Origin of the sequence: Clostridioides sp. ES-S-0006-03 (genome assembly GCF_020662275.1) — a bacterium.
Lineage (GTDB): Bacteria > Bacillota > Clostridia > Peptostreptococcales > Peptostreptococcaceae > Clostridioides.
The window spans coordinates 212,512-234,724 of sequence record NZ_JADGMM010000001.1 but is presented as its reverse complement, the minus strand read 5'-3'; the positions used below and the strand labels follow the sequence as shown (position 1 = coordinate 234,724).

The window sequence follows — 22,213 nt, the reverse complement described above, 5'->3', positions numbered from 1 at the left end:
TCAAAAAGACCAAGAGACGAAATATTCCGTGTTACCACTCTAGTTGATAAACTATGTTTACCCACTCTATTCTCTTAAGGCGAGATTACCTATTACCATACTGAATTTCAAGTAATATTCTCCAAAGCTCTATTCAATATAAAGTATTATCATTAGGCTTACACCATCCCTAACTCGCTGAGACCTGCTTTATATCTACTCTCTTCTTCACTGAATCTAAATTTTTATATTTTACCTATTTGTATTATAATTACTATCTATAAAATAGTCAACCTATTTTTTCCTTTAAATGCCTTTTTTAAGAACTAAGTGACTCTTTTAACTCAAAAAACTTATAAATTGCTTTTGCAACTCCACTCTCTTGATTGCTATCTGTCACATAATCAGCCTCTTGTTTAATCAATTCTTCTGCATTTCCCATAGCTACACCAAGACCAGCAAATTGTATCATTTCTATATCATTGTAATTATCTCCAAATGCAATTATATCTTCTCTATCTATATTCATTTTTTCAGCTAAAATTTTAACCGCATTGCCTTTATCAACACCAGTATTCATAACCTCAATATTATTTGGCCAAGAAGAAGTTATTTTTATGCCTTGAACTTTTTTTAATTCTTTTCTTATTTCGTCTAAAATAGCTGGATTTTTTTCTTCTATTATTACAAACTTTAATATGTCATTTTTAGAAATCTCTTCTCTTAAATCATCCCTTATAATTACTTCTGTTTCAGAGCCCAAAAACACACTTATTCTATCTTCACGCCCTTCTATTTTTTTTGAAAGCATGGAATCTATACTATTACATTGATAGTAAATATTATATTTGTCTAACACATCTAAAATATCTAGACATGTTTTTGTATCAATTTTATTTGAATATATTATATTTCCATTTTGTTCCCTTATCAATGAGCCATTACAAGCTATTATTGGCATATCTTCTTTAAGAAAATCTACATTGCATTTAGCTGAATCGAAAGTTCTTCCTGTTGCTAAAGTTACATTAATACCACTTTTAATAACTTTTTGCAGTGCAATTTTATTTTCATCAGTAACTTTATGGTTATTTCCTAATAAAGTTCCATCCATATCTGTTACAATCAATTTATATCCCATCATCCAACTCCATAACATTTTATTGTATACTTATATTTCCTTAATCTAATTTAAAGAATTACCCTTATTAAATTATATCATAACTTTACACTTAAACTATTCCAATTTATAAAATTAATAACATTCCTATACTTCCATATCAAGGCAAAATAAATCGTTTCTTGTAGTATTTTTCTGAATATTTTCAATTTATAGTCTTATAATGCTAGAAATTTTACAATATATGATATATAATCATATTAAATAAAGTGAGCTATTATAATATTTATATTTGTTTTTTACTATTATGTATTTTCACAATATTTTAAATCTAGCAACTTTTTTAACATTTATTATTGACTAAATAAGGAGTGATAAGCTATGAAATTAAAAATTAACAAAGCTATTGAAATGCAGTTAAAAAAAAGTTATGCCATAGAATCTGGTCATTGCGAAGATGTATTTGAGATAGATTGTGGCGAAGGTATAAATACAGTATCTTTCTCAAATAAAGCTGTAGAAGCTTTTAATGCTTTAGAATTTGATATGATAAGAGGATACCCTCATTCAATTAGTCTAAAAAACAATATAGTTGATTATTGGAAAGACTTTACAGCACTAACTACTGATAGAATTTGTCTAGCTGATGGTTCTATACATGTTATTTATCTTTTAAATAGATTATTTATTGAAAAAGGAGATAAGGTTTTAGGATATTCACCTCAATTTTCAGAATATGAAACAGATATAAAAATGCATGGTGCTACTTATGACTATGTTCTTTTAAAGAAAGAAAATAATTTCAAGTTTAATGAAAAGGAATTTATTGAAAAAATAAATTCAGAATATAAATTAATTTACATAGATAATCCAAATAATCCTACTGGACAAATTATACCTCTATCATCAATTGAAAATATAGTAAAAGAGGCAGCAAAATATGATATAGCTGTTATGATAGATGAGGCTTATGGTGAATATATGCCAAAAGAAAATTCAGCTGTAAAACTTTTAAATGATTATGATAATGTAATTGTTCTAAAAACATTCTCAAAAGGTTTTGGTTTGGCTGGACTAAGAGCAGGATATGCAGTCCTTCCTGAACAACTTGTTAATCCTATTAAAAAGATTTCTACTCCTTACGAAGTATCTGAAATCTCTCGTAGTATTGCAGCTAATTTATTAGATGATGTTCAATTTATAGAAGAATTAAAAGAAAAAACAAAAGCTATAAAAAATCAACTATTGATTCCATGGAAAAACCTTAACATAGCTGAGACTAGTGATACTGTATCTATAATGACAGTTGAACATAAAAATAAAGATATAAATTTACAACAAGAATTTGCAAAATTAAAAATAAGAGTTATATCTGGTAGCGATTTTACTGGACTTGATAAAAACTTTATAAGATTTAGAATGCCTGAAGAAAAAGAACTTCCTGAGGTTATAAAAGCATTCCAAATAATCGATAATCTAGAATAAATCTAACTATATAAGGGACATATTGATAAAATCAATATGTCCCTTTAGTTTAGTATTTTTAATTATTCTACAATATTTCTATTCATTAATTTATTAAGTTCCATCAATATTGATGAAAGTAATGCTAAACCTAAACAAATTCCTAATTCATATAAACCAAATACTGTTGGTATAGAGAATATCCCTCTCAAAACTGGCATTAATGTTAAAGAGTAAAGTCCAAAACATATTAAAACTGCTCCTATAACATATTTATTACTAAAAAAGCCTAGTTTTACTATTGTCTGATTATTAGAACGTGCAGGCAATGTTTGCATTATTCTCGCTAATATTAAAGTTGAAAACGCCATCGCTACACCAAGTTCTGGTGACACTTGTAATCCTATATATTGTGCAATTATTGTAACTATACCAATTATACAACCTCTTATAGCCACTGCTTTTAATGTTCCTCCTGCTAATATACTTTCATCTGGATGTCTAGGAGGTTTATTCATTATATTTTTTTCTGATTTTTCAAATCCTAATGCTATTGCTGGCAAAGAGTCGTTTACTAGGTTTATAAATAAAAGTTGTAAAGCTGTAAATGGGTTCGACCATCCTGCAAATACTGCAAACAAGATAGCCACTATAGCACCCAAGTTTCCTGCAAATAAATAAGTTATTGCTTTTATTATATTGCTATATACTGTTCTACCAACTTCAACAGCATTTACTATACTTGCAAAGTTATCATCAACTAAGACCATAGCAGAAGCATCTTTTGCTACATCAGTACCACTTCCCATACCTATACCTATATCTGCTTGTTTTAAAGCTGGTGCATCATTGACACCATCACCAGTCATAGCAGTTATGTTATTCTTATGTTGCCATGCTTTTACTATACGAATTTTGTTTTCTGGTGAAACTCTGGCATATACACTTATATCTTCTAATTTTTTATTTAATTCTTCTTCACTTAATGCATCCAACTCTTTTCCAGTAAGTGCTAAATCTCCATCTTCCATTATACCTATTTCTTTTGCAATTGCTGCTGCGGTTGTTTTGTGATCTCCAGTTATCATAACTGTTTTTATGCCAGCGCTCTTTGCTTCTTTTACTGCGTCCATTACTTCTTCTCTTGGTGGGTCTATCATTGCCATTATCCCAACCAATATCATATCATGTTCGTCATCAATTGAAGGTGTAAAACCTTCTTCTGGAACATCTTTTATTGCAAATGCTAATACTCTAAGTGCTCTATTTGAAAACTCTTCATTTTTATTCTTGTATTCTTCTATTATCTCATCTGTTATGTCTACTTTTGAGCCATTTTTTAAAGCATATTTACATCTGCTAAATACAATATCTGGAGCACCTTTTGTAAACATTATATAATCTCCATATATACTATTTACTGTAGACATAAGCTTTCTATCTGAATCAAATGGTATTTCATTTATTCTAATATATTTACTTCTTAATCTATCATAATCTAAATCATTTTTGCTTGAATAATTTATTAGTGCAACTTCTGTTGGGTCACCTACTTCTTTTCCATCACTAGTTATATGAGAATCATTACATAATGTAGAAACCATAGTCAACAATTTAGCATGATAAGAATAATTTATATTTTCTTTATTAAGCTCATCATTGTTAGTTCCATACATATAACAGTCCACAACTGTCATTTTATTTTGTGTAAGAGTACCTGTTTTATCAGTACATATGACACTTGTTGAACCTAAAGTCTCGACAGCTGGTAATTTTCTTATTATAGCTTGTTTCTTTGCCATACTGTTTGTTCCAACAGCCAACACTATAGTAACTATTGATGATAAAGCTTCTGGTATTGCTGCTACTGCTACTGCTACAGAAAACATGAATGAATCGAGAATAATTTGTGTCATTTCTCCATTTCCAGCCATCATATAATTTCTTGCTACCTGAATTATAAATATTAAGAGTGCAAGTACTACAATACCTACACCAAGCTTTTTACTAAAAGCTTCTATTTTTTGTTGTAATGGTGTCAACTTATTTTCCGCAGTTTCTAAAAGACCAGCTATTTTACCCATTTCAGTATTCATACCTGTTCCAGTTACTACAAATGAACCTCTACCATAAACGACTACAGCACCACTAAATACCATGTTTTTTTGGTCACCTAAACTTACATCTTCGCTTATTTTTTCTGTATGTTTTAGAACTGGTTCTGATTCACCAGTTAACATCCCTTCTACAACCTTTAATGATTGTGCTTCTATAAGTCTTCCATCTGCTGGTATGTAATCACCAGCTTCTAAAAATACAATATCTCCAACTACTAAATTTTTTGCTGGAATTGTCATTTTCTTATTATCTCTTATTACCTTTGCATTTGGTGCAGATAAATTTTTCAAACTTTCTAATGAACTTTCTGCTTTTTTTGTTTGTACAACTCCTAAAACAGAGTTGATAATAATAACTGCAAAAATTATTATTGACTCTACAGTTTCACCTAAAAATATTTGTACTAAAGCAGCTATCAATAGAATTATTACCAGTGGGTCTTTAAAACTTTCTAAGAAAAGCTTATACGTAGGAACCTTATCTGCTTCCTTTAATTCATTAGTTCCATTTTTTTCTAATAGCTCTTCTGCTCTTTCCTTGCTCAAACCATTTAAGCTTGAGTCTAAATTTTTAATTATTTCTTGATAAGTACTTTTGTAAGACATTTGTTGCCCTCCTCTTTAATAAATTTATTTTATGTTTGGGGACTCTTATGTATACTTGAAATTTTAAATTTTTTAAATAAAAAATTCCTTGAATAAAAAAAGACCCCAAAACAAACATACTTAATGCTTATTTTGAAGGTCTTGCTATCAAGGAATTCCTTGTTAATTAACCGAGTATCTCTACTGTCCTGACGATTAATTACCACTTTCGTGTAAGCTACTCCCCTTCGAGTAGTTATCTTTAATTGTATTTACATTATAACACCTTACATAATTAATAGTCTAGATTATTTTTTATTTTAACCTAAATTTAACAAATTATGGCTTAATCTATATGTAAATATTCTTCTAGTGTTAGATTGTTCATTGCAAAGTTTTTACTGTGTTCAGTTCCAACATATCTATAGTGCCATGATTCATACATGTATCCTGTTATGCTTTCTTTTCCCTCTGGATATCTAAGTATAAATCCATACTTATATGCATTTTCGTACAGCCACTTAGCTTCTTTTGTATTATTAAATTTTTTATTTGCCCAACAAGATTGGTCGTCTCCTCCAATATCAAATGCAAGTCCAGTTTGATGTTCACTTTCTCCTGGCTTAGCTGAAAATCTGTTTGCTTCCTTCTCACCATGTTTCTCTGCATATGTGTTGAATAAATTTTCTTGATATTTATAACTTCTATATGTACTGAAGGCTTTTAGATTTAATCCTGCTTTTTGAGCCTCTTTATTCATTTTATAAAAAGCATCTTTTGCTTCATTACTTTCTTGTGGAGAATAGTCTTCAGGTAAGCTATACTTTTTGTTTGCTACTACAATATTATTTATTGATAAAACGTTCACACCTTTTCTATACTTACTTATTTCATATGCCATGATTTTATTTTCTCCACTAGATATATTAATAAACATTTTTGCGAAAACTAGAAAAAATGCAAAAACTATAATCAAGCCTCTTTTCTTTTTCATATACTGCACCCCCATAATTTAGATTTAATATCTAAAAAATTTAAAGACATTTTACTTCATAGTATAATCATATCATTAATTTATTGCAAATTCTTTAAACAATTCTTAAGAAACTCTTAAATTCTTCTTTATGTTACTAAAACTAACAATATTTTTTCAATTTTTTTATATCACAGGTCCAGATATTGATTTTTTTTCCAAATGATGTATAATGTATTTATGGAAACTTTAAAGTACTACTTAGTACTTATCGTTTTTACATGAAAGGAGATAGCCAATTGACTGACAAACAAAAATTTATTATAACTATTGCTCAAAGAATCTTTGACCAAAAAGGTTTTCAAAATACTTCAATACTAGATATTGTAAAAGAATGTAAAATGTCTAAAGCTACTTTTTACAAACATTTTGAAACTAAAGAAAGTTTTATCTGTGAAATAATTAATTATTATGACGAAAAATTTTTAGAAATTATACATTCTATTAATGAAAACAATGATATTCATCCATCTGAAAAATTAAAAAGAAAAATAATAGCTGTATGGGGAAATATTTTTTCTAGAACTACTATAAATACTTATGTTAGGGAAAATTTTTCTGAAGTGCAACGTAAAACGACAAGTAAGTTACAAAAAAAATCTCGAGCTAATTTATTAAATGAATATAAGCTGAGTTTATTTGATAATTATGGCGACAAAATAGAAAACATTCTATTTGATTTAGTTTTCTTACTAGATGCTCTAATTCACCAGTTTACATATATTATTCATATACAAAAAAGAGAAATAAATGTATACTTTATTGCTGAATTTACTATACAAATGCTTGATTTAGTTGTAGAAAATGCGGATAACCTAAATCCTTTAATTGAAAAATCAATGTTTTTATATGAACAAGAAGATGAAGCTTATTCTTCTCTTTATAGTAAATCATTATTTTTTAAAACAATAGAGGATATAGAAGAGCTAATCAAAACAAACACTTCTCTTGTTGAAAACCCTAAGTTACTAGAAGCATCAAAAAAATTATATGAAGAAGGAAAAAATCAACTATATGATTCTTTAATTATGGATGCAATGATTACATATCTAGAAAAAGAAGACATTTTGAGACCAAAAGTACTTTTATTGAATAGTATTAAAAATCAATTAAAAAAGGAGACGTTATAAACTATGGAAATACAAAGTAATAGCAAAAACAATAAAAAAGGAAATTTGATAATAGCAATCGTAATGACTGGTGCTTTTATAAGCTCTCTTAGTCAAACATTACTGGCAACTGCACTTCCCAATATAATGTCAGATTTTAAAATTACTGCTGATGTTGGTCAGTGGTTAACTACAATTTATCTACTTATCGCAGGTATCATTATTCCTACAACAGCTTACTTGATAAATAGATTTAGTACTCGAAAATTATTTATTACATCAATGACTATCTTTTCTTTAGGATGTGTTATTGCGCTTTTCTCTCGTGATTTTTCAACTATGTTGATTGCTCGTGTGTTACAAGCAGTAGGTTCTGGCTCTTTAATGCCACTTTTACAAGTTATTATATTATATTTATGTCCTATAGAAAAACGTGGTACAGCTATGAGTCTAGTTGGTATTACAGTGGGATTTGCTCCAGCAATAGGACCAACTTTATCTGGATGGTTAGTAGATTCATTTGGTTGGCATAGTTTATTTTTGCTTCTTTCACCTATAGCTATATTAGATGTTATACTTTCATTTATATTATTAAAAAATGTTGGAGAAGCTCAGAAACTAAAACTGGATATACCTTCAATAATACTATCTTCTTTAGGTTTTGGTGGTTTATTGATTGGGTTTACTAATCAAGGTAATTATGGCTGGACTAATAGTGCAACATATCTACCAATAATATTAGGAATTGTATCATTAATTTTGTTTACATGGCGTCAATTAAAATCTAAAGAACCATTCTTAGAACTAAGAGTTTTTAAAAATAAACCATTTCTTATTTCTACATTATTAATTATGATTGTATATGCTTCAATGATGTCTGCTACATTAATGATACCTCTATATATTCAATCTGTAAGGGGATTCTCTGCACTTGCTTCAGGTTCTTTAATGATGCCTGGTGCTATACTAATGGTTGCATTAAATCCAGTTGCAGGACGTCACCTAGATAAATATGGTCCTCACGCTCTATCAATATTAGGAACTGGATGCTTATTTTTAGGAACTTTATCTTTTGCGTTTTTAGGCAAAGATACATCTTTAATTCATATATCATTAATGTATTGTATTCGTATGATTGGTATTTCAATGGTTCTAATGCCATTAACTACATGGGGAATTAAAACACTAGATAGAGAACTTATATCTCATGCTACAGCAATTAATAGTACACTTCGTCAAATATCTGGTGCTATAGGCTCTGCTGTACTTATTACTATAATGACAACTGCTACTAAAAAAGCTCACATGAGTTCAGCTATCCTGTCTAATATCCATGGAATAGATGTAGCATTTTCAATAGCAGCTACACTTGCATTTATTGGATTAATTGTATCAATATGTTTTATAAAAGAGCGACAAACTGTTAGAAGTTAAAATAAAAAAAGAGATGTTTTAAGATTAAAATCTTAAAACATCTCTTTTTTTCAGTTTGAAAAATATTGTAATCTTATAATACAGCTATTACTTCTATTTCAACTTTAACGTCTTTTGGTAATCTAGCAACTTCTACACAAGCTCTTGCTGGTTTATTTTCTCCAAAATACTCAGCATAAACTTCGTTTATAGCCCCAAATTCATTCATATCTTTTATAAATACTGTAGTTTTAACTACATTTGAAAAATCAGCTCCACTTTCAGCTAATATTGCTTTAAGATTTTTTAGAGATTGAGCAGTTTGAGCTTGTACATCTCCTTCAACTACTTCCATAGTTTCTGGCACAAGTGGAACTTGTCCAGATACAAATAATAAGTTTCCAGCTTTTATAGCTTGAGAATATGGTCCTAACGCTGCTGGTGCATCATTAGTATGTAATACTTCATGTTTCATATTAAAATCCTCCTAATTGGTTAATCTACTATACATAAAATGTATCTTCATACACTATTATACTATTTTTCTTGTATATTATATACACTTTTATTATAATTCTATAATTTTAAAACCTTTTTCTTCTATTGCGTTCTTTATTTTTGCTATATGGTCATAATCTATTGTTTCTAATATAAATTCCGCACTTTGTTTTCCTAGAGCTTCACCTGCTGATAATTTACCTTGATTAGCACTTAAAATATTTCCACCATTCTCACTTATTATTCTAGTTAATTCAGCAAAGTTTCCTGGCTTATCTTCCATAATTGTACTAAATGAATATCTTCTTCCTTCTTTAGCTAGAGCAACACCTATTATTCTATATAATGTATTTATATCTATATTACCACCAGATATTATACACACTACGTTTTCATCTTTTGCTGGTGCATATTTACCACTTAATATTGCAGCTGTACACACAGCCCCTGCACCTTCTGAAACTATCTTTTGACTTTCCATCATAAATAATATTGATTCAGCTATTTCTATTTCTTCAACTACTACTATTTCATCAACTAATTCATTTATTATTTCAAAAGTTAAGTCTCCAGGAGTTTTAACAGCTATACCATCAGCTATTGTACTATCATTAAATGCTGTTGTTACTTTTCCGTTTTTAATTGACTCTTTCATTGAAGGTATATTTGCAGTTTGAACACCAACTATTTTTACATTAGGATTTAATGCCTTTGCTGCAACAGCAACACCAGATATTATTCCTCCACCACCAACTGGGCATAGTATAGTATCAACCTTATTATTTAATTGTTCGAAAATTTCAAGAGATATAGTTCCTTGCCCTGCTATAACATATTTATCATTGAATGGATGTAAGAAAGTTGCTCCTGTTTCTTTTTGTATTTCAACAGCTTTTGCATATGCATCATCATAAACTGCACCATTTAAAACTACTTCTGCTCCATAACCTTTAGTTGCACTAACTTTTGCCAATGGTGCCGTTGCTGGCATTACTATTGTAGATTTTATACCAGTCATTTTTGCGCCTAATGCGACACCTTGTGCATGATTTCCTGCACTTGAAGCTATTACTCCACTTGCTTTTTCTTCATCGGTTAAACTTGCTATTTTATTACAAGCTCCTCTTAATTTAAAAGACCCTGTTTTTTGAAGGTTTTCACATTTATAGAAAACATTCGCTCCTGTTTTTTCGCTAAGTTTAACGCTTTCAAGTAAATCAGTTTTTTTAACTATGTCTTTAATGGTCTCTCTAGCTTCTTTCACATCTGTTAAGGTAACATTTATCATTTTATTCCACTCCCGTAAATCCAATTTTTATTTATTACTTTCTATATAATTCTATATCTTTTTTTTTTAAAAATCAACATGTAAACGATTTTTATAATTTTTTAATTAATCACAAAAAAACTAAAAATACAACAATTGAATACAATAAACACATCTATTCAATTAAGTTAGATTACGCTAAATGATAATATTAAAATAATTTTTACATTTTTATCAAAATAACAGTTTATTCTTTATTATTTTTATTAAAATTTATATTTATATTATTTTACTTAATTAAAAATTGTTTTTTTATTCTCTTTAATAACATTAATATTACCACATATAACCTAAAATATTTTTATAAACAACATTAAATAAAAAAAGTTTTATTTTACACATTTTCATAATAATAAAACTGTACCTTTTATAACAAATATAACAAAAAAAATAAAATGCAAGTTAAATTAGAGTTTTATTTTATATAGTAATCATTTTTTATTAAAAGGTATTTTATCTTTTAACATACATTTTATAAAGCTAAATAGAGTTATTATTTTAATTTTATACTTTACTTTTTCTATAAACCTATTATAATTAAAGTATAATCATTTTAGGAACTTGTTTATTTTATTATAAAAATGTGAAACTTATTACATAAGGAGGAATTAAACATGAAAAATAATACTTATAAAGAAATCAAAAACATATATGGAAAAATAAGTCCTTTTGAATTTAAGGACAAATTAATAGATATTGCGAAACATACTGCAAATGAAAATCATAGAGAACTGCTTGATGCAGGTCGTGGAAATCCAAATTGGACTTGTTCAACTGCTAGAGAAGCTTTTTTCACTTTTGGTCATTTTGCGATTACTGAAACACGTTCTAATTGGGATTTAGGACATTTAGCTGGTATGCCTCAAAAAAAGGGCATTAAAGAAAGATTCTTTAAATATATAAATGAAAATATAGATATGCCTGGAGCATACTTAGCTAGAGATATTATAAATTTTGGTATAAATGAACTTGGATTTGATGGCGATGAATTTGTTCATGAACTAGCTGATGGGATTATTGGTGATAATTATCCACTTCCAGATAGAATGTTGCCTCATATGGAAAAAATAGTGCATGATTATTTAGTTCAAGAAATGAAATATGATATATCAGGTAAATATGGTGATGTAGAAATATTCGCTGTTGAAGGTGCTACAGCTGCTATGTGTTATATATTTGATTCATTAATGGCAAATGAACTTTTAAAAAAAGGTGATACAGTAGCTTTAATGACTCCTATATTTACACCTTATCTTGAGATACCTAATCTTCCTCGCTATGATTTTAAAGTTGTAAACATAAACGCAAATGCAGTTGATGAAAAAGGTGCTCATACATGGCAGTATACTAAAAAAGAATTAGAAAAGCTTCGTGACAATTCTATTAAGGCTTTATTTGTTGTTAATCCTAACAACCCTGCATCTATAGCTATGGATGAGACATCTTGTAATAATCTAATAGATGTAATTGAAAATTATAATAAGGATTTAATGATAATATCAGATGATGTATATGGGACTTTTGTAGAAGATTTCTCATCATTAATGTCAAAACTTCCTTATAACACTGTTGGAGTTTATTCTTATTCAAAATATTTTGGAGTTACAGGATGGAGACTTGGTACATTCGCTCTTCATAAAAAGAATGTTTTTGATAAAAAAATAAATGATTTAACTGGAGAATTGAAGAAATCAGTAGATAAGCGTTACAGTGATATGAGTCTTAATCCTTCTAGTCTTTCATTTATGGAAAGAGTTGTTGCTGATAGTAGACTTGTTGCTCTTAATCATACTGCTGGTCTTTCAACTCCACAACAAGTTCAAATGTCATTTTTCTCTGCCTTTGCATTAATTGATAAAGTTGATGCTTACAAAAAACTTAATATGAGTATATGTCATAGACGTCAAAAACTATTGTTTGAAGCTTTAGAGCTTCCAGTTAATAAAAGTAAAAATAATGCTGCATATTATACTCAATTTGATATTGAAGAATGGGCTAAAATAAACTATGGAGAAGATTTATTCAAATTTATAAGTAAGAATGCCTCTCCAGTAGATATACTTTATAGATTGGCTAATGATTATTCAGTAGTCTTACTTAGTGGAAATGGATTCTATGGACCTGAATGGTCAATTAGAATATCTTTAGCAAATCTATATGATGAAGCCTACACTAAAATAGGGAAAGCAATAAGAGAAATATTGAATAGCTATATTGCTGAATGGGAAAAAACAAAAAAATAATCCTATTACACTGAAATGTCTAAATTATGTGAATAAAAGGATTTATATAGACCTAAATAATTTTTTTTGATATAATCCTATCGGAATTATAAATTTTATTTGTGAAAGGCAGAGAATATTATGAGTATTAAGAAAAAAGTTGCCATAGTCTTTACTGGTGGAACTATATCTATGACAGTAGATGATAAAGTAGGTGCTGCTATACCAACTTTATCTGGGGAACAAATATTATCTATGGTCACTAATATTGATAAAGTTGCAGATGTTGAAGTTTTTAATTTTGATGAAATTCCAGGACCTCACATAACACCTTGTAGAATGATGGAATTAAAAAATTATGTAAATGATTTATTAGCAAGAAAAGATATCACAGGAGTTGTAATAACACATGGTACTGATAGTTTAGAAGAAACTGCTTATTTTCTAGACCTTACAATTGATAATATTAAGCCTGTAATAGTTACAGGTGCTATGAGAAGTAGCTCTGAACTTGGCTATGATGGTTCAAGCAATTTATCTGCATCAGTTTGTACTGCTGTATCTAAAGATGCTATGGGTAAAGGAGTTCTTGTAGTTTTAAACAACGAAGTGCTATTGGCTTCTGAAGCTACTAAAACAAATACACTTTCTTTAAATACATTTAAATCTTTAACTAGTGGTCCATTGGGAATAATCGACTGTAACGAACTTGTTCTTACGAGAGATATTGTAAATAGAACCATTATAGATACTGATAAAGTAGAATCTAAAGTTGCACTATTTAAAGCATATGTTGGAGAAGATGCAGATTTTATAAGATTTGCTGTTGATAGTGGATATAAAGGTATAGTTATTGAAGCTATGGGTAGAGGCAATATTCCTCCTCTAATGCTTTCTGGTGTTGAATATGCAAGGGAAAAAGGACTTCCTGTTGTTATAGTTTCTAGATGCCATTCAGGTAGAGTATTTGATAGTTATGGTTACTTTGGTTCTGGTAGAGACTTAAAAAATATAGGATGTATATTTGGTGGAGACCTTCCAGGTCAAAAAGCTAGAATAAAACTTATTTTAGCTCTTGGAAAGACTAATAATATTGATGAAATCAAAGACTTCTTTGAAAAAGGAATCTATTGTTAATTATATTATAGAGTTTAGAATTTAAAATAAATTATATCATAGAGTTTAAAATAAAACATCCCCCTACTGCAATCTTTTACTTATATTGCAATAAGGGGATTTTATTTTATAGCTCTCTTTTTTTATTTATTCCACAACTTTTTTATTTCACAACTATATTAACTAATTTCTTAGGAACTGCAACAACTTTAACTATAGTTTTATCTTCAACTAGAGCTTTAATTTTTTCATCTTCTAAAGCCACTTTTTCCATATCTTCTTTAGATATATTTGAGCTAACAGTTAACTTTCCTCTAACCTTTCCATTAACTTGTACAACAACTTCTATTTCATCTTTTACTAAAGCTTTTTCATCATATTTAGGCCAATCTATATCAAATACACTTCCTTCTTGACCTATCATAGTCCATAATTCTTCACCTAAATGAGGTGCAAATGGTGAAATTATAGTTACGATTGTTTGTACACCTTCTTTTATAACTGCTTCATTGATATTATCTAGCTCCTTATATTTGTACATATCATTTATTAATTCCATCAGAGCTGATATAGCAGTGTTAAATCCAAATTTCTCACTTAAATCTACAGTAACTTTTTTAAGTGTAGAATGTATAGTATATCTCATATCTTTATCTTGAGAACTTAACTCGCCAAACTCAACATCTTTTTTGAAGACATCTGCTAACTCATCAACTAATCTATATACTCTATTTAAGAATCTAAAGCATCCATCAACACCTTGTTCTGACCAGTCTAAATCTCTTTCTGGTGGTGCTGCAAATAATACGAAAAGTCTTGCAGTATCTGCTCCATATTCATCAATTATATCCATAGGAGATACTGTATTCCCTTTAGACTTACTCATTTTAGAACCATCCATAAGAACCATACCTTGAGTAAGTAAGTTTTTAAATGGTTCATCAAAGTCTACCATGCCCATACTCTTAAATGCTTTTACAAACCATCTAGCATAAAGTAAATGCATTATAGCATGCTCTACTCCACCTATATATTGGTCTACTGGATGCCATCTGTTAACTAAGTCTTTACTAAATGGTTCATCTTCATTTTTATTGTCTACATATCTTAAGAAATACCAAGAAGAATCAACAAATGTATCCATAGTGTCAACTTCTCTTCTCGCTGGTTTTCCACAGTGAGGACAAGTTGCTGACATAAACTGTTTTGAAGTAGTAAGTGGAGACTCACCTTTTCCAGTAAATTCAACATCTGTTGGTAAAAGAACTGGTAAATCTTCTTTCTTAACTGGAACTATTCCACACTCATCACAATAAACTACAGGTATAGGACAACCCCAATATCTTTGTCTTGAAACTAACCAGTCTCTTAATCTATAATTAATTGTTCTCTTTCCTCTACCTTCTTTTTCTAATTTATTTATTATTCCTTCAAATCCTTCTGAAGCATCTAATCCATCAAATTCTTCTGAATTTATCATTTTATTATCTTCTGTTATTACATCTATTATATCTAGATTATATTTTTCAGCAAAATCTCTGTCTCTTTCATCATGTGCAGGAACTGCCATTATAGCACCTGTTCCATATTCAACTAATACATAGTTTGCTATCCATAGAGGAACTTTTTTTCCATTTAAAGGATTTATAACATATCTACCTATAAACATACCTTCTTTTTCTACATCAGCTGCTGTTCTCTCTATTTCTGTCATAGTGTGCATTTTTTGAACAAAAGCTTCAACATCTGCTTCATACTCAGTACCAGCAACCAATTCTTTAACTAGTTCATGTTCTGGAGCAAGTACCATATAAGTAACTCCATAAGTTGTATCTGGTCTAGTTGTAAATACTGTCATAGATTTGTCAGTTCCATCTATATCAAATACTAAATCTGCTCCTGTACTTTTTCCTATCCAGTTTCTTTGCATTATTTTAACTTTTTCTGGCCATCCATCTAATGTATCTAAATCATTAAGTAATTCTTCTGCAAATTCAGTAGTTTTAAAATACCATTGTTCTAAGTCTTTCTTTAATACTGTTGATTTACATCTTTCACATGCTCCTTGAACAACTTGTTCATTTGCAAGAACAGTCTCACAAGAAGGACACCAGTTAACATAAGATTTTTTCTTATATGCAAGTCCATGTTCTAAAAATTTCAAAAATATTTCTTGAGTAAATCTATAGTATTCTGGAGTTGAAGTTGCTACTTCTTTATCCCAATCATAGCTAAGCCCTAATAAATTTAATTGTTCTTTCATTTCTTCTATATTTTCCATTGTCCATTTATGTGGATGTATTCCATGTTTTATAGCTGCATTTTCAGCTGGTAAACCAAAAGAATCCCATCCCATTGGATGAAGTACGTTATAACCTTCCATTTTTTTGAATCTTGCGACAACATCGCCTATAGAATAATTTCTAACATGTCCCATGTGTATCTTTCCAGATGGATAAGGGAACATTTCTAATGTGTAATAATTAGGTTTTTCAGTTTGTGCTGTATCCATTTTGTATTGGTCATTATCTTTCCAAATTTTTTGCCATTTCGATTCTACTTGTTTAAAATTATATACGCTCATATTTTGCCTCCTGTTTTTAGTTGTGTTCAACTACTTTGTTTAATATTATTTACTTATAATTTCCAAATAATTCTTTGAAAATAAAAAATCCTCGTCACTAAACTTGCGTTTAGGGACGAGGATAAATCTTCGCGGTACCACCCTAATTAGCCTACTTTTATAGACTCTCTTAGATAGCTTTTAATCCAGCCATGGAGAATAGGTTTTAATCTAGTAAGTTCAAAGTTATATAATATTAGTTCTCACCTTCCACTAACTCTCTGAAAAAATATAATCTTTTACTGCTCTAGTCTATTCAATTCAATACAATTTTTGAAATTTTCTAACTATAATAACATATATTATCATGTTTATGCTAATGTGTCAATATCTATATAAGGTGCATCTTTCCATAATTTTTCTAAATTATAAAATCCTCTATTTTCCTCATTAAATACGTGAACCATTATATCCCCATAGTCAAGAAGTACCCAAGTTTGAGTTCCTTGTCCTTCTTTTCCTCTTGGTTCTAATCCTAGTTTTGCTAATTCATCTTCAACATTATCAGCTATAGCTTTTACTTGTCTTTGAGAAGATGCTGTAGTAATAACAAAATAATCACATAAACTAGAAACTTTTCCTATATTTATTATAACTGTATCTTGACCCAGCTTATCTTCTATGGCATCATATGCTATTTTTGTCATTTGTTCCACTGTCATATAAAATTTCCTCACTTTCCTAATTTAAATACACTTAGTTATTCTAACATATTAATACGATTTTGTAACATAGTCAACTTTAATTTTATTAATATGTTTGCCTTTATATAAGATTTTTATAATAACTTTTCTTTAATTAGGTAGTTTCTTGCCATAACAGTTCTTGGATGTATTTCTTCTTTTTTATTAATAACAAACATTAAAGTATTATTAAATGAAGTTAAAAGTGCTTCGTCAAGCTTACCTTCATAGGCTAATTCTCTCAATGTATCTACAACTGGAAATTTTCTTCCTTCTTCAATTAAATCTGCTATGTAAATTATTTTTTCTAAAAGAGACATATCTTCTCTTCCTGTTGTATGGTATTTAATTGCATTTATAATATCTTCATCTTCTATACCAAACTCATATTCACATATGTATGACCCTATCACACTATGTGATAGAGAGCGGTTTCCATCTTCTATTGGGTCTAAGTATATTTCATACTTATTAACATAATCCTCTACTTCTTTATCACTTAAGTATTTCGCACAATCATGAATCATTCCCGCTATATAGGCTTTTTCTTTGTCACATCCATAAATTTCACACAATTTTACAGCACATTCTGCAACATTTTTTGAATGGCTAAGCCTTCCTACTGGTAGCATTTGATTTAATCTCTGGTTAATATTCTCTAAGTTCATTTAATCATCTCCATATTGATATAGTTTATTTTCATACAAATAATTTTCTACATTTTCGGGTACTAAGTAACGTATAGACTTTCCTTCATTTAGCTGTTCCCTTATATATGTGGATGATATATCCAATGATGGAACGTAAACTGTTATAATGTCAGCATTATATTTTTTAGTCAGTTTCTCTATAGTTTCTTGTGACCTTAATAAGCTAATACCTGGTCTAGTTGCAGCTATAAAAGTAGCTAACTCAAAGTTTTTCTTTACATCTTTCCACTCTTCAACACTACAAATAGCATCTGCCCCTGTTATAAAGTAAATATCAGCATTTTTGTATTTTTTCTTTAAATATTTTAATGTATCGATTGTATAAGTCCTTTTATTTCTTTCGATTTCTACTTTTGAAACTAAAAAATCTTCATTGCTTTCAGTTGCTAGAAGTGTCATATTGTATCTATCATACTTATTTGTAGTGATACCTAGTTTATGTGGTGGATTTCCTGATGGTATAAAGATAATTTTGTCAATCTCATACTTATCTCTAATAAACTCTGCTGTTGCTAAATGAGCATAGTGTATAGGGTCAAAAGTACCTCCTAATATACCTATTTTGATTTTGCCTTTATGGCGATTAAATTTCTCTAGTTTTTCAGTATTTTTCAATTCTGCCTTCTGAACTAGATTTTTACTTCTCATATTTTGTCTCCTTTTAATGTTATAATACTATTGTACCATTATTTTTTATTTCTTAAAGCTTATAAATTATTTTTTTTGGTATATAATCATATTTATATGGTAAAAAACACTTTAAAAAATAATTATTTAACATAGTTTCACTTAACTTTTTAATAAAAATAACTTTTTATTATTTTGTCTTAATTTAGATTAAATATAACGTATAATTATAAGTTTTTTATTAAATTTTATTAGTTACTTTTGTTAATATAATTACATATAAAAAAGGAGCAATTATGAGTATAATTACAAAAATAGAACAACAAAAAAGAAATGATGATAGAGTAAATATTTATGTAGATGATAAATTTTTTATTGCTATATTTAAAGAACTTGTTTATACATTTAATTTAAAAAAAGGAAATGAAGTAAATGAAGAGGAATTAAAATCCATTTTAGATGATGAGATGTATATAAAAGCTAAAAATAAAGCATTAAATATTTTGTCTCGTGCTGACCAGTCTGAAAAAAAAATGAAAGAAAAACTATCAGCAGATTTTGAAGAGGATACAATTGATAGAGTTATAGATTTTCTTAAAAATTATAATCTGGTAAATGACAATATATTGGCTCAGAAAATAGTTAATACCAATGTTAATTTAAACAAATGTGGCAAAAACAGAATTAAACAAAATTTATATAATAAAGGTATTGAAAGAAGTGCAATTGATGAAGCAGTATCAGAATTAGACAAAGATACTGAATTTGAAAATGCCATGTATCTAGCAAAAAAAAGATATGAAAGGGTAAAAAAAGAAGATAAAAAGAAAATATATCAAAAAATTTCTCAACATCTTTCCTATAAAGGCTTTGATTATGATATTATTAAAAGAGTTTTAAATAAACTTTTAAATTTTGATGAATCTGATATATAAGTATATTTTTAAATATACTAAGGAGGTAAATTATGAAACTAATTATTGGTGGTTTAAGCTTTTTATTAGGATTATATAATATATATCAATTATATAGAGAAGATAGTATGAGATAAGTATTATTTTATTAAAATATAATACTTATTATGGAGGGAAAATCAAATGAAAAGTCAAGAAAGATTTAAAATTTTAGACGTTGATGTTTATCTACAACCATTTGAGTCTGACATAAAAAAAAGGATGAAACACTATGAAGATGTAAAAGCAAAAATATTAACTAGCTGTGAAGATTTTAATTCTTTTGCAAATGGTCATCTTTATTATGGATTCCATCAAACAAATGATGGATGGTTTTATAGAGAGTGGGCTCCAAATGCAGATAGTTTATCATTAATTGGTGACTTTAATAATTGGAATAGAAAATCCCATCCTCTAAAAAAAATAGATTCTGGTAATTGGGAAATTTTTATACCTGATAAAAACAGCTTACCTCATAAATCTGAGGTAAAGGTACAAGTCACTACAAATGGGGAAACATTTGACCGCATACCATTATACATAAAGAGGGTAATCCAAAAGGATTCTGGTAGCTTTAATGGGCAGATATGGCAACCAAAAACTCCATTTAATTGGACTGATAATGAATTTGATTTAAAAAACATAACTTTCCCTTTAATCTACGAATGTCATATAGGTATGGCTACTGAAAAAGAATCTATTGGAACTTATAATGAATTTACTGAAAATATACTTCCTAGGATAAAGAAAGCTGGATACAATACTATTCAACTTATGGCTATCATGGAACATCCATATTATGCTTCTTTTGGATACCAAGTTTCAAACTTTTATGCAATTTCATCTAGATTTGGTACTCCTGAAGACTTAAAAAACCTTATAAATACAGCTCATTCAATGGGAATTGCTGTTTTATTAGACTTAGTTCACTCTCATGCTGTAAAAAATACTTTAGAGGGAATAAATGAATTTGATGGAAGTGAACATCAATTTTTTCATTCAGGTTCAAAAGGTAATCACCCTGCTTGGGGAACAAAACTCTTTAACTATGGTAAGCCTGAGGTAATTCATTTTTTACTTTCAAATATAAAATTTTGGCTAAATGAGTATCATTTTGATGGTTTTAGATTTGATGGCGTAACCTCAATGCTATATCATAACCACGGTCTTGGAGTTTCATTTGATAGTTATAAAAAGTATTTCAGTGCAAACACGGATATGGAAGCTATAACATATCTTCAATTTGCAAATGAATTAATAAAAGAAATCAAACCTAATTCAATAAGCATTGCAGAAGATATGAGTGGAATGCCTGGAATGTGTATACCTATAAGAGATGGTGGAATTGGCTTTGACTATAGATTAGCAATGGGAGTACCTGATTTTTGGATAAAAACTATCTCAAAATCTTCTGATGAAAATTGGGATTTAGGCAAAATGTGGTACGAGCTTACTACTAGACGTCCTGGTGAAAAAAACATTGGATATTGTGAATCTCATGACCAAGCATTAGTTGGTGATAAGACAATTATATTTTGGTTAGCAGATAAAGAAATGTATTGGAATATGGAAATAAACTCAAATAATCATATTATTGATAGAGCCATGTCTCTAAACAAATTAATTAAATTAGCAACATTTTCTCTAGCTGGTGAAGGATACCTAAATTTTATGGGAAATGAATTTGGACACCCTGAGTGGATTGACTTTCCACGTGAAGGAAACAATTGGAGTTATAAATATGCTAGAAGACAATGGAGTCTTTCAGAAAATGATAACTTAAAATATAAACAACTATTGAACTTTGATAAATCTATGCTTGAACTTACAAAATACAGTGATATTTTTGCACAGAATAGTTATGAACTTATACATATAGATAATGATAAAAAACTTTTAGTATACAGTAAGGGTAAATATTTATTTATATTTAATTTCCATCCTAATCTGATGCAATCAGTAGACATATCAAAATTCCAAGACAAAAAATACAAGACAGTATTAAGTACTGATATGATAGAGTTTGGAGGAAAAACAAGACCAGAAAACTTAATAGACTACGATATCTATTTTACTTCTACTCCTCCATCTTCTAAAATACCTATTGCATCTCTCACAGCAATAGTACTTTTAAATAATATTATCTAGATATAAATAACTACTAAAAGCCAAATAACAATTTTGATTTTAATACAAAATGTTATTTGGCTGATTTATTTTCTTGCTAATTAATTATTTTTTATATCTGACATTATAACTTCCAACTTTTAATTTGTGGAATTATATTCATCTTAACAGTCTGTGCCTTTAGAGCATTTCTAAATTTTTCAGTAGATGTATTTTTAAACATTTTACTAGAAGCACTTTTAAGATTTTCTATAGAATCCCAGTGTTGTATCATAATCCATTTTTGAGTTTTTTCATCATATAAAAGCTCAGTATCAATAAAGCCCGATTGAACAGAGTGAAAATTTATTTCTAAATCATTTACAATCTCTACAAATGCATCTTTTGATAAATTCTCTTCCACATTAAATTCTACTATTTCTGTAATAATTTTCATATACAAACCCTCCTATTTATCTTTCTTACATCATAACAAGAAGTAAATTAAAGGTATTGTAAAAAATCGAC

Annotated in this window: 17 protein-coding genes and 1 other annotated feature; of the genes, 7 read left to right on the top strand and 10 right to left on the bottom strand. The window is 28.6% G+C overall.

Going from position 1 to position 22,213, the window contains the following annotated elements; translation table 11 throughout:
- Positions 1 to 9 precede the first annotated feature (9 nt).
- Positions 10 to 220: a binding site (T-box leader), on the bottom strand.
- Between the two features lie 78 nt (positions 221 to 298).
- Complete coding sequence (locus IR151_RS01005; protein ID WP_227432533.1) at positions 299 to 1,120, bottom strand: Cof-type HAD-IIB family hydrolase; 822 nt, start codon at positions 1,118 to 1,120, stop codon at positions 299 to 301.
- A 360-nt stretch (positions 1,121 to 1,480) separates the two neighbouring features.
- On the opposite strand from IR151_RS01005, the gene IR151_RS01000 reads away from it, so the two are divergent.
- The gene (locus IR151_RS01000) at positions 1,481 to 2,584 is read left to right on the top strand and encodes a pyridoxal phosphate-dependent aminotransferase (protein WP_227432532.1); all 1,104 of its coding nucleotides are present in this window, start codon (positions 1,481 to 1,483) and stop codon (positions 2,582 to 2,584) included.
- Positions 2,585 to 2,646: 62 nt separating this feature from the next.
- On the opposite strand, the gene IR151_RS00995 is transcribed toward IR151_RS01000, so the two are convergent.
- Together IR151_RS00995 and IR151_RS00990 are read right to left on the bottom strand one after the other, a co-directional pair.
- A complete protein-coding gene (locus tag IR151_RS00995; RefSeq protein ID WP_227432531.1) occupies positions 2,647 to 5,286 on the bottom strand; it encodes a cation-translocating P-type ATPase in 2,640 nt (879 codons plus the stop codon).
- A 325-nt stretch (positions 5,287 to 5,611) separates the two neighbouring features.
- Positions 5,612 to 6,259 carry a D-alanyl-D-alanine carboxypeptidase family protein gene (locus tag IR151_RS00990; protein ID WP_227432530.1) on the bottom strand — a complete coding sequence of 216 codons (648 nt, stop codon included), beginning with the start codon at positions 6,257 to 6,259 and terminating at the stop codon, positions 5,612 to 5,614.
- A gap of 278 nt (positions 6,260 to 6,537) precedes the next feature.
- Between IR151_RS00990 and IR151_RS00985 the strand changes: the two genes are divergently transcribed.
- On the top strand, positions 6,538 to 7,428 hold the full coding sequence (locus tag IR151_RS00985; RefSeq protein WP_227432529.1) for a TetR/AcrR family transcriptional regulator: 891 nt from the start codon (positions 6,538 to 6,540) through the stop codon (positions 7,426 to 7,428).
- 3 nt (positions 7,429 to 7,431) lie between these two features.
- A complete protein-coding gene (locus IR151_RS00980) occupies positions 7,432 to 8,841 on the top strand; it encodes an MDR family MFS transporter (protein ID WP_227432528.1) in 1,410 nt (469 codons plus the stop codon).
- A gap of 73 nt (positions 8,842 to 8,914) precedes the next feature.
- On the opposite strand, the gene IR151_RS00975 is transcribed toward IR151_RS00980, so the two are convergent.
- Together IR151_RS00975 and ilvA are read right to left on the bottom strand one after the other, a co-directional pair.
- Positions 8,915 to 9,295, bottom strand: a complete 381-nt coding sequence (locus tag IR151_RS00975; RefSeq protein ID WP_227432527.1) for a RidA family protein — start codon at positions 9,293 to 9,295, stop codon at positions 8,915 to 8,917.
- A 93-nt stretch (positions 9,296 to 9,388) separates the two neighbouring features.
- Positions 9,389 to 10,606, bottom strand: coding sequence for a threonine ammonia-lyase (ilvA, locus tag IR151_RS00970; RefSeq protein ID WP_227432526.1), 1,218 nt, complete (start codon positions 10,604 to 10,606; stop codon positions 9,389 to 9,391).
- Between the two features lie 653 nt (positions 10,607 to 11,259).
- Here ilvA and aspD point away from each other — a divergent pair.
- Entirely contained in the window at positions 11,260 to 12,888 is a 1,629-nt protein-coding gene (gene aspD / locus IR151_RS00965) for an aspartate 4-decarboxylase (protein WP_227432525.1), read from the top strand.
- A gap of 120 nt (positions 12,889 to 13,008) precedes the next feature.
- Positions 13,009 to 14,004, top strand: a complete 996-nt coding sequence (locus IR151_RS00960) for an asparaginase (RefSeq protein ID WP_227432524.1) — start codon at positions 13,009 to 13,011, stop codon at positions 14,002 to 14,004.
- 142 nt (positions 14,005 to 14,146) lie between these two features.
- On the opposite strand, the gene leuS is transcribed toward IR151_RS00960, so the two are convergent.
- From leuS to nadD, 4 genes are all read right to left on the bottom strand, one after another.
- Complete coding sequence (gene leuS / locus IR151_RS00955) at positions 14,147 to 16,567, bottom strand: leucine--tRNA ligase (RefSeq protein WP_227432523.1); 2,421 nt, start codon at positions 16,565 to 16,567, stop codon at positions 14,147 to 14,149.
- A 350-nt stretch (positions 16,568 to 16,917) separates the two neighbouring features.
- Complete coding sequence (rsfS, locus tag IR151_RS00950; RefSeq protein ID WP_227432522.1) at positions 16,918 to 17,268, bottom strand: ribosome silencing factor; 351 nt, start codon at positions 17,266 to 17,268, stop codon at positions 16,918 to 16,920.
- A 116-nt stretch (positions 17,269 to 17,384) separates the two neighbouring features.
- A complete protein-coding gene (yqeK, locus tag IR151_RS00945) occupies positions 17,385 to 17,957 on the bottom strand; it encodes a bis(5'-nucleosyl)-tetraphosphatase (symmetrical) YqeK (protein ID WP_227432521.1) in 573 nt (190 codons plus the stop codon).
- Positions 17,958 to 18,647, bottom strand: a complete 690-nt coding sequence (gene nadD / locus IR151_RS00940) for a nicotinate-nucleotide adenylyltransferase (RefSeq protein WP_227432520.1) — start codon at positions 18,645 to 18,647, stop codon at positions 17,958 to 17,960.
- A 275-nt stretch (positions 18,648 to 18,922) separates the two neighbouring features.
- Between nadD and recX the strand changes: the two genes are divergently transcribed.
- Together recX and IR151_RS00930 are read left to right on the top strand one after the other, a co-directional pair.
- Positions 18,923 to 19,561 (top strand): recombination regulator RecX, encoded by a 639-nt coding sequence (recX, locus tag IR151_RS00935; RefSeq protein WP_227432519.1) that lies wholly within the window; start codon positions 18,923 to 18,925, stop codon positions 19,559 to 19,561.
- 162 nt (positions 19,562 to 19,723) lie between these two features.
- Entirely contained in the window at positions 19,724 to 21,727 is a 2,004-nt protein-coding gene (locus tag IR151_RS00930; RefSeq protein ID WP_227432518.1) for an alpha-amylase family glycosyl hydrolase, read from the top strand.
- A 103-nt stretch (positions 21,728 to 21,830) separates the two neighbouring features.
- Here the strand turns inward: IR151_RS00930 and IR151_RS00925 are convergent, their stop codons facing one another.
- Entirely contained in the window at positions 21,831 to 22,142 is a 312-nt protein-coding gene (locus IR151_RS00925; RefSeq protein WP_227432517.1) for an antibiotic biosynthesis monooxygenase, read from the bottom strand.
- Between the last annotated feature and the right edge of the window lie 71 nt (positions 22,143 to 22,213).